General features: G+C 57.0%; 18 protein-coding genes. 10 read left to right on the plus strand and 8 right to left on the minus strand.

Features of this window, described 5'->3' with window-relative positions; all coding sequences use genetic code 11:
• The first annotated feature begins 116 nt into the window (after window positions 1-116).
• The 5 genes from rpsO (at window position 117) to AC6I8D_RS02135 (ending at window position 5,939) form a co-directional block, all read left to right on the plus strand.
• Complete coding sequence (gene rpsO / locus AC6I8D_RS02115; RefSeq protein WP_003851063.1) at window positions 117-386, plus strand: 30S ribosomal protein S15; 270 nt, start codon at window positions 117-119, stop codon at window positions 384-386.
• Between the two features lie 311 nt (window positions 387-697).
• Window positions 698-2,833, plus strand: coding sequence for a polyribonucleotide nucleotidyltransferase (gene pnp, locus AC6I8D_RS02120; RefSeq protein ID WP_069728795.1), 2,136 nt, complete (start codon window positions 698-700; stop codon window positions 2,831-2,833).
• A gap of 129 nt (window positions 2,834-2,962) precedes the next feature.
• A complete protein-coding gene (gene nlpI, locus AC6I8D_RS02125; protein WP_031375407.1) occupies window positions 2,963-3,847 on the plus strand; it encodes a lipoprotein NlpI in 885 nt (294 codons plus the stop codon).
• Between the two features lie 105 nt (window positions 3,848-3,952).
• The gene (gene yrbN / locus AC6I8D_RS02130) at window positions 3,953-4,009 is read left to right on the plus strand and encodes a protein YrbN (protein ID WP_098053093.1); all 57 of its coding nucleotides are present in this window, start codon (window positions 3,953-3,955) and stop codon (window positions 4,007-4,009) included.
• Window positions 4,010-4,025: 16 nt separating this feature from the next.
• The gene (locus tag AC6I8D_RS02135; RefSeq protein WP_497819575.1) at window positions 4,026-5,939 is read left to right on the plus strand and encodes a DEAD/DEAH family ATP-dependent RNA helicase; all 1,914 of its coding nucleotides are present in this window, start codon (window positions 4,026-4,028) and stop codon (window positions 5,937-5,939) included.
• A 57-nt stretch (window positions 5,940-5,996) separates the two neighbouring features.
• On the opposite strand, the gene AC6I8D_RS02140 is transcribed toward AC6I8D_RS02135, so the two are convergent.
• The gene (locus tag AC6I8D_RS02140; RefSeq protein ID WP_497819576.1) at window positions 5,997-6,743 is read right to left on the minus strand and encodes an SDR family NAD(P)-dependent oxidoreductase; all 747 of its coding nucleotides are present in this window, start codon (window positions 6,741-6,743) and stop codon (window positions 5,997-5,999) included.
• A gap of 186 nt (window positions 6,744-6,929) precedes the next feature.
• Between AC6I8D_RS02140 and AC6I8D_RS02145 the strand changes: the two genes are divergently transcribed.
• Entirely contained in the window at window positions 6,930-7,889 is a 960-nt protein-coding gene (locus AC6I8D_RS02145; protein ID WP_312759836.1) for an AraC family transcriptional regulator, read from the plus strand.
• On the opposite strand, the gene AC6I8D_RS02150 is transcribed toward AC6I8D_RS02145, so the two are convergent.
• The 3 genes from AC6I8D_RS02150 to ubiU all read right to left on the minus strand — a co-directional run bounded on the left by AC6I8D_RS02150 (window position 7,851) and on the right by ubiU (window position 10,860).
• Window positions 7,851-8,861, minus strand: a complete 1,011-nt coding sequence (locus tag AC6I8D_RS02150) for a luciferase-like monooxygenase (RefSeq protein ID WP_312055270.1) — start codon at window positions 8,859-8,861, stop codon at window positions 7,851-7,853. The genes AC6I8D_RS02145 and AC6I8D_RS02150 overlap by 39 nt on opposite strands.
• Before the next feature lie 115 nt (window positions 8,862-8,976).
• Window positions 8,977-9,855, minus strand: a complete 879-nt coding sequence (locus AC6I8D_RS02155) for a U32 family peptidase (protein ID WP_312055316.1) — start codon at window positions 9,853-9,855, stop codon at window positions 8,977-8,979.
• 9 nt (window positions 9,856-9,864) lie between these two features.
• On the minus strand, window positions 9,865-10,860 hold the full coding sequence (gene ubiU, locus AC6I8D_RS02160; protein ID WP_312055269.1) for a ubiquinone anaerobic biosynthesis protein UbiU: 996 nt from the start codon (window positions 10,858-10,860) through the stop codon (window positions 9,865-9,867).
• Between the two features lie 204 nt (window positions 10,861-11,064).
• On the opposite strand from ubiU, the gene ubiT reads away from it, so the two are divergent.
• A complete protein-coding gene (gene ubiT, locus AC6I8D_RS02165; RefSeq protein WP_497820639.1) occupies window positions 11,065-11,589 on the plus strand; it encodes a ubiquinone anaerobic biosynthesis accessory factor UbiT in 525 nt (174 codons plus the stop codon).
• Window positions 11,583-12,089, plus strand: coding sequence for a GNAT family N-acetyltransferase (locus tag AC6I8D_RS02170; protein ID WP_312055268.1), 507 nt, complete (start codon window positions 11,583-11,585; stop codon window positions 12,087-12,089). The genes ubiT and AC6I8D_RS02170 overlap by 7 nt, the downstream gene beginning before the upstream one ends.
• Here the strand turns inward: AC6I8D_RS02170 and AC6I8D_RS02175 are convergent.
• The gene (locus AC6I8D_RS02175; protein ID WP_312055314.1) at window positions 12,073-12,372 is read right to left on the minus strand and encodes a GIY-YIG nuclease family protein; all 300 of its coding nucleotides are present in this window, start codon (window positions 12,370-12,372) and stop codon (window positions 12,073-12,075) included. The genes AC6I8D_RS02170 and AC6I8D_RS02175 overlap by 17 nt on opposite strands.
• A gap of 85 nt (window positions 12,373-12,457) precedes the next feature.
• Between AC6I8D_RS02175 and AC6I8D_RS02180 the strand changes: the two genes are divergently transcribed.
• Window positions 12,458-12,898, plus strand: a complete 441-nt coding sequence (locus AC6I8D_RS02180; protein WP_312759913.1) for a YhbP family protein — start codon at window positions 12,458-12,460, stop codon at window positions 12,896-12,898.
• Between the two features lie 34 nt (window positions 12,899-12,932).
• Here AC6I8D_RS02180 and AC6I8D_RS02185 read toward each other — a convergent pair whose 3' ends face one another.
• Window positions 12,933-13,454, minus strand: a complete 522-nt coding sequence (locus AC6I8D_RS02185) for a type 1 glutamine amidotransferase domain-containing protein (protein WP_312055267.1) — start codon at window positions 13,452-13,454, stop codon at window positions 12,933-12,935.
• A 144-nt stretch (window positions 13,455-13,598) separates the two neighbouring features.
• Between AC6I8D_RS02185 and AC6I8D_RS02190 the strand changes: the two genes are divergently transcribed.
• A complete protein-coding gene (locus AC6I8D_RS02190) occupies window positions 13,599-14,234 on the plus strand; it encodes an NAD-dependent epimerase/dehydratase family protein (protein WP_312055266.1) in 636 nt (211 codons plus the stop codon).
• Here AC6I8D_RS02190 and nrdG read toward each other — a convergent pair.
• Both nrdG and nrdD read right to left on the minus strand, forming a co-directional pair.
• A complete protein-coding gene (gene nrdG, locus AC6I8D_RS02195) occupies window positions 14,226-14,693 on the minus strand; it encodes an anaerobic ribonucleoside-triphosphate reductase-activating protein (protein ID WP_312055265.1) in 468 nt (155 codons plus the stop codon). The genes AC6I8D_RS02190 and nrdG overlap by 9 nt on opposite strands.
• Window positions 14,690-16,825 (minus strand): anaerobic ribonucleoside-triphosphate reductase, encoded by a 2,136-nt coding sequence (nrdD, locus tag AC6I8D_RS02200; protein ID WP_312055264.1) that lies wholly within the window; start codon window positions 16,823-16,825, stop codon window positions 14,690-14,692. The genes nrdG and nrdD overlap by 4 nt, the downstream gene beginning before the upstream one ends.
• Window positions 16,826-16,940 lie beyond the last annotated feature (115 nt).

Here is a 16,940-nt window from a genome sequence, read left to right on the forward strand (position 1 = left end):
TTCGCTGATAGTGCAATTGCGTTGCTATCGGGCGAAGAGTAGAATAGCGCGGCTTTAAAGCGGGATGCTGAATTAGAGATCGGCACCCATACATTCATTTTTTACTGGAGTTTATTATGTCTCTAAGCGTAGAAGCTAAAGCAGAGATCGTTGCTAAATATGGCCGTGGTGCTAACGACAGCGGTTCAACCGAAGTTCAGGTTGCCCTGTTGACTGCGCAGATTACTCATCTGCAGGGTCACTTCTCTGAGCACAAAAAAGACCACCACAGCCGCCGCGGTCTGCTGCGCATGGTATCTCAGCGTCGTAAGCTGCTGGACTACCTGAAGCGTAAAGACGTTGCACGCTACAGCAGCCTGATCGAAAGCCTCGGTCTGCGTCGCTAAGTCTGAAAAATCGGGTCGTCGGCGCGTCATGCAGCGTTTTTGCACCGTACGTGACCTGCGATCGGATTTGTGCGAGTTTCGCGAAAAGGGGGCCTTTATGGCCCCTTTTTTCGAGCAATCGGCAGCAATCCGGACCAAACTCATGTATTGTTGCTTAGTGTGATCTTTGTTTGCAGAGTTTCGCGCGGCTAATGAGAGGCTTTACCGCAGGGGCGGTTAAGGGTTGTCATTAGTCGCGAGGGATGCAACTAAAGATCGGTAATCAATGGCAGGCTACAGATAGCCGTGCCCCGAAGTTAAGGACTTTGATTTTGCTGAATCCGATCGTACGCAAATTCCAATATGGTCAACATACCGTCACGCTGGAAACCGGCATGATGGCTCGCCAGGCGACTGCCGCTGTGATGGTGAGCATGGACGATACCGCAGTGTTCGTTACCGTTGTCGGCCAGAAAAAAGCGAAACCAGGTCAGGACTTTTTCCCGCTGACCGTTAACTATCAGGAGCGTACCTACGCTGCTGGTCGTATCCCAGGCAGCTTCTTCCGTCGTGAAGGCCGCCCAAGCGAAGGCGAAACCCTGATTGCGCGTCTGATTGACCGCCCGATTCGCCCGCTGTTCCCGGAAGGCTTTGTTAACGAAGTTCAGGTTATTGCTACCGTGGTTTCCGTAAACCCACAGGTTCACCCGGACATCGTAGCGATGATTGGTGCTTCTGCTGCGCTGGCGCTTTCAGGCCTGCCATTCAACGGCCCAATCGGCTCCGCGCGCGTCGGCTACATTAACGATCAATACGTGCTGAACCCAACCGCCGATGAGCTGAAACAGTCTCGTCTGGATCTGGTGGTTGCCGGTACGCAGAATGCCGTTCTGATGGTGGAATCTGAAGCTGAGATCCTGTCAGAAGAGCAGATGCTGGGTGCGGTGGTATTTGGCCACGATCAGCAGCAGGTTGTTATCGAAAACATCAACGCGCTGGTCGCTGAAGCGGGCAAACCTCGCTGGGACTGGCAGCCAGAAGCCGCAAATACCGCGCTGATTTCTCGCGTGGCTGCGCTGGCTGAAGCGCGCATCAGCGATGCTTACCGCATCACTGATAAGCAGGAGCGTTACACCCAGGTTGGCGTGATCAAAGACGAAACCATCGCAGCCTTGCTGGCTGAAGATGAAACGCTGGATAGCGCTGAAATTGGCGATATCGTGCACAGCCTTGAAAAGAATGTGGTTCGTACCCGCATCCTGAACGGTGAACCGCGCATCGACGGTCGTGAGAAAGACATGATTCGTGGGCTGGATGTGCGTACTGGCGTACTGCCACGTACTCACGGTTCTTCGCTGTTCACCCGTGGTGAAACGCAGGCGCTGGTAACCGCCACGCTGGGCACCACCCGCGATGCGCAGAATCTGGATGAGCTGATGGGCGAACGTACCGACAGCTTCCTGTTCCACTATAACTTCCCTCCGTACTCTGTCGGTGAAACCGGTATGGTTGGTTCGCCTAAGCGTCGTGAAATTGGTCACGGTCGTCTGGCGAAGCGCGGCGTGTTAGCCGTGATGCCAAAAGCGGAAGAATTCCCGTACACCGTTCGTGTGGTGTCGGAAATCACCGAATCCAACGGTTCTTCATCAATGGCTTCTGTCTGTGGTGCCTCACTGGCGCTGATGGATGCAGGCGTACCGATCAAGGCTGCTGTTGCCGGTATCGCGATGGGTCTGGTGAAAGAAAACGAGAAGTTTGTGGTTCTGTCTGACATCCTGGGCGACGAAGATCACCTGGGCGACATGGACTTCAAAGTAGCCGGTAGCCGTGAAGGTATCACCGCGCTGCAGATGGACATCAAAATCGAAGGCATCACGCGTGAAATCATGCAGGAAGCGCTGAACCAGGCCAAGGGTGCGCGTCTGCACATTCTGGGCGTCATGGAACAGGCTATCAGCACTCCGCGTACTGAGATTTCTGAATTCGCACCACGCATTTACACCATCAAAATCAGCTCCGATAAGATCAAAGATGTGATCGGTAAAGGCGGCTCAGTGATTCGTGCACTGACCGAAGAGACGGGCACCACGATTGAAATCGAAGACGATGGCACTGTGAAAATTGCTGCGACCGATGGTCTGAAAGCGAAAGAAGCGATTCGTCGTATTGAAGAGATCACCGCAGAGATCGAAGTGGGCCGCATTTACAGTGGTAAAGTGACCCGCATCGTTGACTTCGGCGCCTTCGTCGCTATCGGCGGTGGTAAAGAAGGTCTGGTACACATTTCTCAAATCGCCGATAAGCGCGTTGAGAAAGTAACCGACTATCTGCAGATGGGTCAGGAAGTTCCGGTTAAGGTGATGGAAGTTGATCGCCAGGGCCGCGTCCGTCTGAGCATCAAAGAAGCGACAGAATCTAAGCCGCAGACTGAAGAAGCTGCAGCGGTGAGCACACCTGACGCTGAATAAGTCGTTGCTGATTTGCCCCTCCTTGCCTGGCAGGGAGGGGCGTTTGTGTCATCGCGAGGGCGGGAATCCTTGTGCACAGCAGGCGGATGACAGGATGGTTATCCCAATGTTTGTATTCGGGAGTGGGAAATGAAGCCTTTTCTGCGCTGGTGTTTTGTTGCGACAGCTTTGACGCTGGCAGGATGCAGCAACTCCAATTGGCGTAAGAACGAAGTTCTTGCAGTACCTTTACAGCCCACACTGCAGCAGGAAGTGATTCTGGCGCGCATGGAACAAATTCTTGCCAGTCGCGCCCTCACCGATGATGAACGCGCACAGCTGTTATATGAGCGCGGAGTGTTGTATGATAGTTTAGGTCTGCGGGCATTAGCGCGGAACGATTTTTCGCAAGCGCTGTCTATAAGACCAGATATGCCAGAAGTGTTTAACTACTTAGGCATATATTTAACGCAGGCGGGCAACTTTGATGCCGCCTATGAAGCGTTTGATTCTGTACTTGAGCTTGATCCAACTTACAACTATGCGCATTTAAACCGTGGTATCGCCCTCTATTACGGCGGTCGATACAAGTTAGCGCAAGATGATCTGCTGGCGTTTTATCAAGACGATCCTAACGATCCTTTCCGCAGTCTGTGGCTCTATCTCGTTGAACGTGAGATGGATGTCGACAAGGCAAAAGTCGCGCTTCAACAGCGTCACGACAAAGCGGTCAGAGACCAATGGGGATGGAATATTGTCGAGTTCTACCTGGGTGACATCAGCGAAAAATCGTTGATGGAAAGTCTCCAGGCGGACGCAACGGATAACACCTCGCTCGCTGAACATCTCAGTGAAACCAACTTCTATTTAGGTAAGTACTACCTAAGTCTGGGGGAGAAGGACGACGCGAAAGCGTTGTTCAAACTGGCGGTGGCCAACAACGTCAATAACTTTGTTGAACACCGATACGCATTGTTGGAACTGGCGCAACTCGGCCAGGCACAAGACGATTTATCAGAATCTGACCAGCAATAGCTGACGAACTTTAATTGCCTGTAAAACCTGTCAAGTCATCATCTTCAGGGATGAGGGCTTTTCTGTTCGTCAAAACTTCTAATTTGAGCCGGTTCACACTTTTTGATGAAAATGACTGAAAGTTTTCACGACGAGTTATGTAGACTGGCCGCCGCAATCTAAGAGGCACGTGTACTACATGACTGATATTCAAACCACTTTTGCTGACCTTGGCCTGAACGCCGACATCCTTGAATCACTGAATGGCATGGGCTACGTTAAGCCATCCCCAATCCAGGCTGAGTGTATTCCTCACCTGCTGGCGGGCCGTGACGTGTTAGGCATGGCGCAGACCGGGAGTGGTAAAACCGCGGCGTTCTCTCTGCCGCTGTTACACAACATTGATCCTACTGTTAAAGCGCCACAAATCCTGGTGCTGGCACCGACCCGCGAACTGGCGGTACAGGTTGCTGAAGCAGTTACCGAATTCTCTAAACATATGCGTGGCCTGAACGTGGTTGCCCTGTACGGCGGCCAGCGTTATGACGTGCAGCTGCGCGCCCTGCGTCAGGGACCTCAGGTTGTGGTAGGTACGCCTGGTCGTCTGCTTGACCACCTGAAACGCGGCACGTTAGATCTGTCTAACCTGCGCGGCCTGGTGCTGGACGAAGCGGATGAAATGCTGCGCATGGGCTTCATCGAAGACGTTGAAACCATCATGGCGCAGATCCCAGCCGATCATCAGACCGCGCTGTTCTCGGCAACCATGCCGGAAGCGATTCGCCGCATCACTAAGCGTTTCATGAAAGACCCACAGGAAGTGCGCATTCAGTCAAGCCTGACCACGCGTCCTGATATCAGCCAGAGCTACTGGACCGCTTACGGTCGTAAAACAGACGCGCTGGTTCGCTTCCTTGAAGCGGAAGACTTTGATGCTGCCATCATCTTCGTGCGTACCAAAAACGCAACCATGGAAGTGGCGGAAGCACTGGAGCGTAGTGGCTACAACAGCGCCGCGCTGAACGGTGACATGAACCAGGCACTGCGTGAGCAGACGCTGGAGCGCCTGAAAGATGGTCGTCTTGACATCCTGATCGCGACCGACGTTGCGGCCCGTGGCCTTGACGTTGAGCGTATCAGCCTGGTAGTTAACTACGACATTCCGATGGACGCAGAATCTTACGTTCACCGTATCGGCCGTACCGGTCGTGCGGGCCGTGCGGGTCGCGCCCTGCTGTTCGTTGAGAACCGCGAGCGTCGTCTGCTGCGCAACATCGAACGCACAATGAAGCTGACTATTCCTGAAGTAGAGCTGCCAAACGCAGAACTGCTGGGTCAGCGTCGTCTGGCTAAATTTGCGGCTAAAGTCCAGCAGCAGCTGGAAAGCAGCGACCTGGATCAGTACCGTGCGCTGCTGGCTAAAATGCAGCCAGAAGAAGAGATGGATCTGGAAACGCTGGCAGCGGCACTGCTGAAGATGGCACAGGGCGAACGTCCTCTGATTCTGCCACCAGAAGCACCGCGTCCGGCACGTCGCGAATACCGCGATCGTGACGAGCGTGATGGCCGTCGTGACAGCCGCGAAGCGCGTGACTCACGAGGTCCACGTGAAAGCCGTGATGGCGACCGTCCACGTCGTGAACGTCGTGACGTTGGCGAAATGCAGCTGTATCGCATTGAAGTGGGTCGCGATGATGGTGTTGAAGTTCGTCACATCGTTGGTGCGATTGCTAACGAAGGCGACATCAGCAGCCGTTACATCGGTAACATCAAGCTGTTCGGCACTCACTCAACCATCGAGCTGCCGAAAGGCATGCCAGGCGATGTGCTGCAGCACTTCACCCGTACGCGTATTCTGAACAAGCCGATGAATATGCAGCTGCTGGGTGATGCACAGCCGAACGAAGGCCGTGGCGATCGTCGTCCAGCCGGTGGTGAGCGTCGTGGTCCTGCTGGTGCAGGCGCGGGCGCAAACCGTGAAGGTGGTCGTCGCTTCTCTTCTGAACGCCGTGAAGGTGGTCGTGAAGGCGGACGCAGCTTCAACCGTGAAGGCGGTCGTGGTCCACGTCGTGAAGATGGCGCTGCCGCAGCACCACGTCGTCGTGACGTATAACAGACGTTAAGTCGTGATAAAAAGGGAAGCCCTCGGGTTTCCCTTTTTTTATGCCTGTCAGGCGCCGCCGCTGATCATCACGCGCTCGCCGCTGACGTAGGCTGACTCCTCAGAGGCGAGAAACAGCGCCACCTGGGCGACATCTTCCGGCAGGCCAAACCGTCCCAGCGGTGTAGCCGCCAGCAGTTGCGCCTTGAGCTGCGGGCTGATCTTCTTGGCTGCCAGCAAACCCTCGGTCAGGATCATCCCCGGCGCTAATGCGTTGACCCGAATATTTTTTGCCCCCAGCTCCCGTGCCAGACCCTGGGTCAGGGTATCAATCGCCCCTTTGGTGGCGGCCCACAGCACCGAGCCAGGAGTACTGTTTTTGCTGTTGAGGGCGCTAAGGTTAATGATGCTGCCACCGTGCGGCGGAAAGTGGTGAATCGCCTGCTGACACACCAGCATGGTGCCGAGCAGATTAACGTCGATCTGCTGGCGCATTACCTCCAGCGTCAGGGCTGCAAAGTCACCGTGATGGAAACTGCCGGCATTATTGACCACGATATCCGGTGCCCCGAACTCCGCCACGGTGGTGGCAAAAAGCCGCTCAACCTCGCGCGGTTGTGAGATATCCGCCTGTACCGCCACCGCCTCGCTGCCCAGCGACAGGATATCGCTCACCACATCGGCCGCACCCGGCTCGTCCTGGCGATAGTTGACCACCACGCGCGCGCCAGCGGTGGCAAAAGCGATGGCGATCGCCGCGCCAATGCCTTTTGACGCGCCCGTCACCAGCGCTATTTTGTTTTCCAGAGCTTTCATAATATTGTTCTCTGTCGTAATGATTGCGTCGGTAGACTATGCGCGCTGGTGCCGGATGTGGGTAGCGCAATCCTGCAAGCTTTTTGCACGATCCTGCAAAGATGAGCGCGCAAGGCAGGCGCCGGGATTAACTTACGTTAAGATCTGCCGCATCTGAATCCGGAGTGGAACGGGACGGGAGGAGTGATGACAGAAGCCCCTGAGTGGCAAACGCTGGCGCAGCTGATCGATCGTCACGCGCCGAGTGATGGCCGGCACACCAGCGCCATTGACTGCCTGTTTTTTGGCCGTAGTTCAGCCCCCAGTGAGCCGGTGCACATTGCCCAATGGGCCAGTTTTGCGCTGGTGGCGCAGGGCGGTAAAGCGCTGCATATCGGCGATGAGATCCTGCATTACGGGCCGGGCGATCTGCTGCTGGTAACGCTGGATATGCCGGTCCGCGGCTGCGTCACCGTAGCCACGCCGGAAAAGCCCAATCTGGGTATCGGCATCACCATCAATGAAACCCGGCTGATGCGTTACCTCGAGCAGTTTCCGCCGGTGCTGCCGCTGTCGCAGGCACGCAGCGAGCGGGGCATTACGGTGCATAAGATGTCACCGCTGCTGGTCGATGCGGTGATACGGCTGGTGCGCTTGCTCGATCATCCGCAGGATATCGCCGCGCTGGCGCCGTTGATTGAACAGGAGATCTTCTATCGACTGCTGACCGGGCCGGAAGGACCGCGCATTCTGAATATGGCGCTGGCAGAGCGCCCCGGCAACCGGGTGGCACAGGCGGCGCGCTGGCTACGGGAAAACTTCCACCGACCGCTGAAAATTGATCAGCTCGCCAGCAACGTCGGGATGAGCGTCTCATCGCTGCATCATCACTTCAAAGCGGTGACGGCGATGACGCCGATGCAATACCAGAAGCAGCTGAGGCTGAATGAGGCGAGACGCCTGATGCGGGTGGAAAAGCTGGATGCAGGGACGGCGGGCTATCGGGTAGGGTATCAGAGCGCTTCGCAGTTCAGCCGGGAGTACAGCCGCTTTTATGGTCGATCGCCGGCGCGTGACAGTCGGCAACTGGCGGTGGGTGCCGATGGCTTGCCTCCACCGCCGGCAGAATTACAGACTGCGGGCCGCTTCCATCGCAATAGCGAATGAACGCAGACGCGCCTCAGTATCGAAAATCTGGCCGTTGACCATGATCTCGTCAGCCTGAGTTTCGCGCATCAGCGAAGCCAGACCGTGACGCACTTTGTCGCTATCGCCGACCAGCGACATGCTCAAGGCCTGCTGCACGCCATACTGTTCTGACGGTGACCAGAGATTATCCATGTTCTCAACCGGTGCGGGTAACGGGCCCGGCTTACCGCGGCGCAGGTTAATAAACTGCTGTTGCTGCGAGGTAAACAGGAAGCGCGCATCACGTTCGCTGTCGGCAGCCACCACGTTGATACAGACCATGGCGTAAGGTTTTTCGAGACGCGCCGACGGCTGGAAGTTTTCACGGTAGACGTGCAGCGCCTGGAACAGCTGGTCGGGCGCGAAATGCGAAGCAAAGGCGAACGGCAGACCCAATTTGGCTGACAGCTGGGCGCTGTAAAGGCTGGAACCAAGCAGCCAGACCGGGATTTTCAGCCCCAGACCGGGCACCGGTTGTACCGCCGGCTGTTCGCCCGGTTCGGCATCGAACCAGCCGATCAGTTCGGCCACATCATCCGGGAAGGTATCGGCGTGCATGCTGGAGAGATGGCGACGCAGCGCCATCATCGTACGCTGATCGGAACCGGGCGCGCGGCCCAGGCCTAAATCGATACGGCCGGGATACAGCGAGGCCAGGGTGCCAAACTGCTCGGCAATCACCAGTGGCGCATGGTTAGGCAGCATAATGCCGCCGGAGCCGAGCTGCAGCGTGTCGGTATTCGCCGCCAGATAACCAATCAGCACCGAGGTCGCGGCACTGGCAATGCCGGTCATATTGTGATGTTCAGCCAGCCAGTAGCGCTGGTAGCCCAGCTTTTCAGCCTGACGCGCCAGCGCCAGCGAAGTGTGGAACGCCTCACGTGCGGTCGCGCCCTGGGGGATCGGCGCCAGATCCAGCACGGACAGACGAAGAGGTTTTTTCTCAGACATGGCTACTCCCGTTAGATGGCGCAGACGTCAGATTCTGCACCATTTAGTATTACGCATCATTCCTTATATTAAAACTGCTAACCTCAGCAGGAATATAGCCGGTATGTGCTTTTACTCAGGATGCCAGCGTCATGCCCGCCAGTTTGCGCCAGTAGCCATTACAATCGTTGCCTTTCGCCACCATCAGCGGTGCCTGACCGTTTTCATTGGCGCGGAAGCGATCGATCTCCGCCAGGGTTCCGCTATCCTGCGGCGAGAACCGTACGCAGTCGACCCAGCGATGCATGCCCGGCAAATCGTTGCCGAGGTTATAGCAGTAGCCGCTCATGGTCTGAATGCCGTTGAGCACGAACACCTGCTGACCTTCCTGCGACAGCACGCGACGCCCTTCCGGATACTTGATGCAGCAGGTTTCACAGGCGTCTTTGGCGCGATTCTCTGAACGCGCGGTAAAGCAGCGCGCCGATAACGCCAGCGGCAGATGGCCGTAGCCCAGCACTTCGACCTGAAACTGCTGCCGGATACCCCGTTCTTCGCACTGTTGCAGCAACTGCAGCAGCCAGTCGCGCGACATCTCAACCGGCATGCACCAGCGTGTCATGCCTTCTTTCACCAGCAGCTGCAGCGTCTCGGCGTTATAAACATTCAGCGTCGGCCCGGCAACAAACGGCAGCTGGCGCTCGGCGGCCATGTTCACCGTGCCGATATCATTGGCTTCGATCAGAAACTCGCCATTTTCAACGTAGCGCTTCAGCTCTTTCAGTTCCGACGGCGATTGCAGCAGCGCCAGGGTGCTAAGCACAACCTGTTTGCCACTGGCGGCCAGTTCGCGCGCCAGCGTCATCCAGTCGGCATAACTGGTGGCGCGTCGTTTGCTGCACACCGCTTCACCGAGATAGATGATATCCGCGCTGCTGCGGGCCGCCTGCTGATAAAAGTTTTCCAGTGTTTCAGTTGGCCAGTACCAGAGCACCGGTCCGAGGGCATATTGCATCATGACTCCTTATTGCCATTCGCGGTGATAGGCACCCAGCGTGGTCTGCGTTCCTTCTGACAGATCGCCCAGCGTCTTCATCCACTCTGGCGTCACGCCGAAATGTTCCGGCTGTGCTTTACAGCGATCGATTGCCTGACGCCAGACGCGCGCCACGTCAGCCACGTAGGCCGGGCTGCGCTGGCGGCCTTCAATTTTCACCGAGGCGATGCCGGCACGCAGCAGCTCCGGCAGCAGCTCCAGCGTATTGAGGCTGGTGGGCTCTTCCAGCACGTGATAGCGCTGATCGTTAACCTGATAGCGACCTTTGCATAAGGTGGGGTAGCCCGCGCTTTCGTCAGGTGCATAGCGATCGATCAGCACCTCATTCAGACGTGACTCCATGCCCTGCGGCGTCTGCTGCCAGCGCACGAATTTCGCGGGCGAACAGGCACCGGCGCTGTTAGGGGATTCACCGGTCAGCCACGAAGAGAGGTAGCAGCGTCCTTCGGCCATAATGCACAGGCTGCCGAAAGCGAACACTTCCAGCGGCACCGGAGTTGAGCGGGCGAGCTGTTTTACCTGATGAATTGACAGCACGCGCGGCAGCACCACGCGGTGTAAGTTGAAGTGTCGATGGTAAAAACGAACCGCCTCAAGATTGGTGGCGGAGGCCTGCACCGACAGATGGCGTTCAACCTGCGGATAGCGGGATGCGGCATATTCCAGTGTGGCAATATCCGCCAGAATCAGCGCATCTGCACCGTTTTGTGCCGCCACGTCAATCGCCCGCTGCCAGCGTCCCATGCCATCCGGATGAGCAAAGGTATTGATCGCCACATGCAGTTTACGCTGATGCTGATGCAGATAGCGCGCGGCCTCAGCCAGCTTTTTATCGGTGAAGTTCAGGCCCGCAAAGTGGCGCGCATTGGTGTCATCTTTCAGTCCCACATACACGGCATCGGCACCGTTCTCTACGGCGGTGCGTACTGCGGGTAAATTTCCTGCCGGGCAGAGCAGTTCCATCGGTAATCCTCTCGACATGCAGATGGGCAACGAGTCTAGGCATCTGCTGGCAGGCAAATGTTGATTTGGGGCAGTGAAATTCCAATTGATCATCGCCGATGATGTTTTTTTAATCGGCCGTCAGTGGTTTTTATTGATCTCAGAGGAGGCGCGCAGAAAAGGATGTGGCAATATACGTAAAATTTTCTGAAGGGAGTGAAGAAAGTGTTAGAGCGGTTACATGCCCATATTGTGAAAAAGGCGCCAGAAATCTTAGGCTTACCCGCATCGCTTACCCCATTCCCGGTTAAAAAGTTGCTTTTGCAACAACTCCTAAACTGGCAATTTCGCCATGCTTTGGCCGAAGGTGAGTTAGACTTTCTCGAAGGACGCCTGCTCGGGATCGACATTGCGGATGTCAGTCTGCAATGGATAACCACGATGCAGGATGGCCGACTGGCGGTATTGCAGCACGCCGAAGCGGATGTCTGGTTTCGGGGCAATGCCAATGACTTGTTGCTGGTGGCAGCACGTAAAGCAGATCCCGACATGCTGTTCTTTCAGCGCCGTCTGGCGATTGAAGGCGACACCGAGCTGGGACTGGAGGTGAAGAACGTAATGGATGCTATTGAACTCGACGCCATGCCCACCGCATTACGCACGGCAATTCAGCAGATGGCGAATTTTGTTGAAGCCGGAATGAAACAGGACGCGAAGGCCACACAGGCGCGCGCGGGTGTTGCATGTTAATACGTACCGAGATTGGCGTTGATGCCGCAGGCATCGACAGTTTGCTGAGGCGCTGTTTCAGCACCTCAGCCGAAGCTGAACTGACCCAGGCGTTACGTGAAGATGGCCTGCTGACGCTGGGCGTGGTGGCGACCGACGAGGAAGGACAGGTGCTGGGCTATGCTGCATTCAGTCCGGTTAGCGTACAGGGCGACGATCGCAACTGGGTCGGACTGGCCCCGCTGGCGGTGGACGAAAGCCTGCGCGGTCAGGGCATTGCGAAACAGCTGATTTATGAAGGGCTGGATACGCTGAATGAGTTCGGCTATAGCGCGGTAGTGGTGCTGGGCGATCCGGCGCTGTTTAACCGCTTTGGCTTTGAGCCTGCCGCCCGTTATGGCCTGCACTGCCGCTGGCCCGGCAGCGAAGCCGCTTTCCAGGTCTACCGTCTGGCGGATAACGCCTTCGACGGTGCCGAAGGCCGCATTGAATACGCTGAACCCTTTAACCGTCAGCCTTAACCGGCGTCTCCAGCCAGCTTTCCAGACTGACCGGCTGGCTCGCCACCAACAGCAATTTCTGCTGGCGGGTCAGTTGCTTCACCTGATACTCCAGTCTGGAGGCGCTGGCGCGATCGCCCGCTTCACAGTGAAAAACCAGATCCAGCGGGCCTTTGCCGCGCAGCGCCCGGGCACCGCGTCCACGCTGATGCTGATCCACCCGGCGCGGAACGTCGGTGGTGATGCCGGTGTAGAGGCTCCCTTTCGCCGTACGGACGATATAGAGTTGCCAGCGCTGACTCATCGTAATGGATTCCATAAAAACAGTGCCGGGCAGTGTAGCGCGCTTCGCCGCCTGTCGCTATCCGGTGCGCCGTCAGGAGATCACCTTGTCCGACCATGCCCATCTTGTTCGCTACCTCAGAAAACAGCACGTCCTTTCCCTTTGCTGTACCGCCGATGATGAGCTGTGGTGCGCCAACTGTTATTACGTCTTCGACGAAGCACGCATGGCGTTCTGGATCATGACGGAGCCGGATACCCGTCACGGACTGCTGGTGATGAAAAATCCGCAGGTGGCGGGCACGGTCAACGGCCAGCCCAGAAGCGTGCTGCTGATCAAAGGGGTGCAGTATCGCGGCCACATCGTGCGGCTGAACGACGAGGCAGAGCGCGTGGCACGCAACGCCTACCAGAAGCGGTTCCCGGTAGCGCGTAAAGTCTCTGCGCCGCTGTGGGAGATTCAACTGGATGAAGTGAAGATGACCGACAATGCGCTGGGCTTCGGCAAGAAAATTGCCTGGGTACGGCAAGAGGTAAGGCAGGATTAGCGGCCCCTCTCCGGCAGGAAAGGGGCGCAGCGGGTTAAATCGCTTCGAGGATCCGCAGGGATTCGCGATTAAACGCCGGCAGATCGTCAGGCGTCCGGCTGGTCACCAGCTTATCGTCGTCAACCACCACTTCTTTATCGTGGAAGTCAGCACCCGCGTTCACCAGATCAATGGCAATCGCCTTAACGCTGGTCATCTTGCGGCCACGCACGCCATTGGCGCTGATCAGCAGCTGTGGACCATGGCAAATCGCAAAGATAGGTTTGCCGCTGGCGACAAATTCTTTGGTAAATGCGACAAAGCGATCGTCGCCGCGCAGGGCATCCGGTGAATGACCGCCGGGCAGCAGCAACGCATCAAACTCGGCCGGGCTGACGTCATCAATACTGCGATCGATAGTCACTTCCGCTTCGCCTTGTTTCCCTTTGACTACGTTACCCGCTTGCTTCTCGATGGTGATCACCTCATAGCCAGCGCCTTTGTAACTTTCGGCCGGTGAGGTAAATTCTGAGTCTTCAAATTCATCAGTAATCAAAACCGCAACTTTCTTACTCATCTTTTCCTCCTTAAACGGTGAAGCGCGGGATGCGCTTTCGTGATTAACCTGTTAAGCCTGGACGCTCCATGTCAGAACGCAAGCCAGACCGCGTAGATCAGCTATCTTTTAACCTGTGAGCAGTGAAATAAGGACGAATCTGAAATGAATCGCGTATTACTGACTGGGGCCACCGGATTAGTCGGATCGCATCTGCTGCGCTTGCTGATTGAGGACCCGCGGGTCGATGAAATTATTGCGCCGACCCGGCGGGCCTTACCCGCAATGCGCAAGGTGGTTAATCCGGTTGAAGCGGATCTCACCGACGTGCTTGGGCCATTGCAAACTTCGCTGGATACGGTGTTCTGCTGTCTGGGCACTACCCGCAAGCAGGCAGGCAGCAAGCAGGCCTTTATCCACGTCGATTACACGCTGGTGGTCGACAGCGGCCTGAGCGGACTGCGTTTAGGGGCGAAGCAGATGCTGGCGATCAGTGCACACGGTGCCAGCCGTCACTCGCCGTTTTTTTATAATCGGGTCAAAGGTGAGATGGAAAATGCGCTACGGCATCAGGGTTGGCCGCGCCTGACGCTGGTGCGGCCCTCGTTACTGCTGGGCGATCGGGCGCAGACGCGCCCTGGAGAGAGTCTGATGGCACCGCTGTTTGGCCTGCTGCCGGGCAACTGGCGATCGGTCACCGCACGTGACGTGGCGCGCTGCCTGCATCAGCAGGCCTTTACGCCGGGTGGCGACAGCGTAACCATCATTGAGTCGGGAGATATTCCGCGTCACTCAGCGTAGCTGCCAGATACGCTGATTGCGGCTGCCGCGCCACAGCAGCCGCAGATCTTTTTCCGCCTCGACAAAGCGGCCATCAATCAGCACGTCGAGATAGTCCAGCACCTCGCGCTGGGCACCATTCAGCTCCTGCATCTGGTAACCGGTCCACAGCCAGATATCTTTATCGGGGCACGTCTGCCGCACCCGTTTCACCAGCCGGCGAATGTGCGGCACGTTATGCGGATGCAGCGGATCGCCGCCGCTCAGTGACAGTCCCTGACGCGGGATGCGGGTATCCTGCAAATCTGCCAGCAGTTGCTCTTCCATCGCCAGGGTAAAGGGAACGCCCGAATCGAGCCGCCAGGTACTCTGGTTGTAGCAGCCGCGACACTGATGTTCGCAGCCGGCGACAAACAGGGTACAGCGCGTGCCCGGCCCGTTCACGATATCCACATCGTAATAGCGATGGATACGCATCATCCCAGCGGGCCCTCGAGATGTTTCACCCGACGCTGCACTTCCTGCTGTTTACCGGCGTTGAACGGTCGCGCATCCGGGCTGCCGAGATAGCCACAGACCCGCCGCGTAACCGAGACGCGGGCCGGATCGTGATTGCCGCACTGCGGACAGGTAAAGCCGCGGCTGGTGCAGGTAAACTCGCCGTTGAACCCGCAGTCGTAGCACTCGTCAATCGGGGTGTTAGTGCCGTAATAGGGCACGCGGTCATAGCTGTAATCCCAGACATCTTCCAGCGCCTTCAGGTTGTGCTGAATGTTGGGGTATTCGCCGTAACAGATGAAACCGCCATTCGCCAGCGGTGGATAGGGCGCTTCAAAGTCAATTTTGTCGTACGGATTCACCTTCTTCTCAACGTCGAGATGGAAGCTGTTGGTGTAGTAGCCTTTATCGGTGACGCCGGGCACCACGCCAAACTCCGCCGCATCAAGCCGGCAGAAGCGATCGCACAGATTTTCACTCGGGGTGCTGTAGAGACTGAAGCCGTAGCCGGTCTCGTCTTTCCAGCGGTCGGTCGCGGCGCGCAGATGGGCGATAATCTCCACCCCTTTAGCGCGCAGGGCCGCATCATCATACGGATGCTGCTTGCCACCGCTTAGTGCGTTCAGGGTTTCATGCAGGCCGATATAACCCAGCGACAGTGAGGCGCGGCCGTTGCGGAAAATCGGTCCGATCTCATCATCGGCGTTCAGGCGAACGCCACAGGCCCCTTCCATATAGAGGATTGGCGCCACCCGCGCTTTGGTTTTCTCCAGGCGCGCCACGCGGGTCATTAATGCCCGCTTCGCCAGCAGCAGACGTTGATCCAGCAGTGACCAGAAGCGCGCTTCATCACCCGCCGCCTCCAGCGCAATACGTGGCAGATTAAGGCTGATCACCCCGATATTATTGCGGCCTTCATGGATCTGCTCGCCGTTCTCTTCATACACCCCGAGGAAGCTGCGGCAGCCCATCGGCGTCTTAAAGGAACCGGTGACCTTCACCACCTGATCGTAATTGAGAATATCGGGATACATGCGCTTACTGGCGCACTCCAGTGCCAGCTGCTTGATGTCGTAATTAATGTCGCCTGCGCGCCGGTTGACCCCTTCACGAATGCTGAACACCAGTTTTGGGAACACCGCGGTTTTGCGGTTCTTGCCCAGACCGGCCAGCCGGTTACGCAGAATCGACTGCTGGATCAGCCGGGCCGCCCAGTCAGTGCCCAGCCCGAAGCCAAAGGTGACAAACGGCGTCTGACCGTTGGCGGTATGCAGGGTATTGACCTCGTACTCCAGCGACTGGAAGGCGTCGTAACACTCTTTTTCGGTGCGCTGCTGCGCGTATTGCTCCGCTTCAGCGATCTGCCACTCCACAGCGATGGCGTGATGGCGGCGATAGCTCAGCTCAACAAACGGGGCGAGCACCTCATCAATCCGGTTGATGGTGGTGCCGCCGTAGATATGGCTGGCGACCTGGGCGATGATCTGGGCGGTAACGGCGGTCGCAGTGGCGATCGATTTAGGCGGCTCAATCTCGGCATTGCCCATTTTAAAGCCGTTGGTCAGCATCCCTTTCAGATCGATCAGCATGCAGTTAAACATCGGGAAGAAGGGCGAATAGTCGAGATCGTGATAGTGGATCTCGCCGCGCTCGTGGGCCAGCACCACATCACGCGGCAGGATCTGCTGTTGGGCATAGTGCTTCGCCACGATCCCGGCCAGCAGATCGCGCTGGGTCGGGATCACTTTGCTGTCTTTATTGGCATTTTCGTTCAGCAGGGCGGCGTTGGTCTGATCGACCAGCCCGCGAATGGCGTGATGTAACTGGCTCTGGCGATCGCGCGCGACGTCACGATCGTGGCGATATTCGATATAGGTCCGGGCCAGCTGCGGATAGGGACCGGCCATCAGTGTCTCTTCGACCGCACACTGGATCTCGCGGATGTCGACTTCCTGACGCTCTGCCAGCAGCGTACTGACGCGCTGCGCCACCTGCGCGCACCAGGCCGCATCGTCCACATTTGCCGCACGCGCGGCAGCGGCCACGGCTTGCTGAATACGTTGTGCATCAAAGCCTGTCCGGCATCCATCACGCTTAATCACTACCGTCGCCATTCTCCCTCCAGAGACTACATATGGGTGTTTGCAGGATTCTAATACCTACATGTAGTGATTGTTGCGAATTATTCCACCGAATTTTGACCTGAAACAAGGAACGGCGAAGCGGGCA

Source organism: Pantoea sp. X-Soil-MYKO-1785 (assembly GCF_059730675.1).

Coding starts and splice junctions, on each gene's coding strand:
- AC6I8D_RS02170 (WP_312055268.1), top strand. CDS start 11,583: ATGTTAATACGTACCGAGATTGGCGTTGATGCCGCAGGCATCGACAGT.
- ubiU (WP_312055269.1), bottom strand. CDS start 10,860: ATGGAACTGCTCTGCCCGGCAGGAAATTTACCCGCAGTACGCACCGCC.
- nlpI (WP_031375407.1), top strand. CDS start 2,963: ATGAAGCCTTTTCTGCGCTGGTGTTTTGTTGCGACAGCTTTGACGCTG.
- nrdD (WP_312055264.1), bottom strand. CDS start 16,825: ATGGCGACGGTAGTGATTAAGCGTGATGGATGCCGGACAGGCTTTGAT.
- AC6I8D_RS02145 (WP_312759836.1), top strand. CDS start 6,930: ATGACAGAAGCCCCTGAGTGGCAAACGCTGGCGCAGCTGATCGATCGT.
- nrdG (WP_312055265.1), bottom strand. CDS start 14,693: ATGATGCGTATCCATCGCTATTACGATGTGGATATCGTGAACGGGCCG.
- AC6I8D_RS02185 (WP_312055267.1), bottom strand. CDS start 13,454: ATGAGTAAGAAAGTTGCGGTTTTGATTACTGATGAATTTGAAGACTCA.
- rpsO (WP_003851063.1), top strand. CDS start 117: ATGTCTCTAAGCGTAGAAGCTAAAGCAGAGATCGTTGCTAAATATGGC.
- AC6I8D_RS02135 (WP_497819575.1), top strand. CDS start 4,026: ATGACTGATATTCAAACCACTTTTGCTGACCTTGGCCTGAACGCCGAC.
- AC6I8D_RS02175 (WP_312055314.1), bottom strand. CDS start 12,372: ATGAGTCAGCGCTGGCAACTCTATATCGTCCGTACGGCGAAAGGGAGC.
- AC6I8D_RS02150 (WP_312055270.1), bottom strand. CDS start 8,861: ATGTCTGAGAAAAAACCTCTTCGTCTGTCCGTGCTGGATCTGGCGCCG.
- AC6I8D_RS02190 (WP_312055266.1), top strand. CDS start 13,599: ATGAATCGCGTATTACTGACTGGGGCCACCGGATTAGTCGGATCGCAT.
- AC6I8D_RS02140 (WP_497819576.1), bottom strand. CDS start 6,743: ATGAAAGCTCTGGAAAACAAAATAGCGCTGGTGACGGGCGCGTCAAAA.
- AC6I8D_RS02155 (WP_312055316.1), bottom strand. CDS start 9,855: ATGCAATATGCCCTCGGACCGGTGCTCTGGTACTGGCCAACTGAAACA.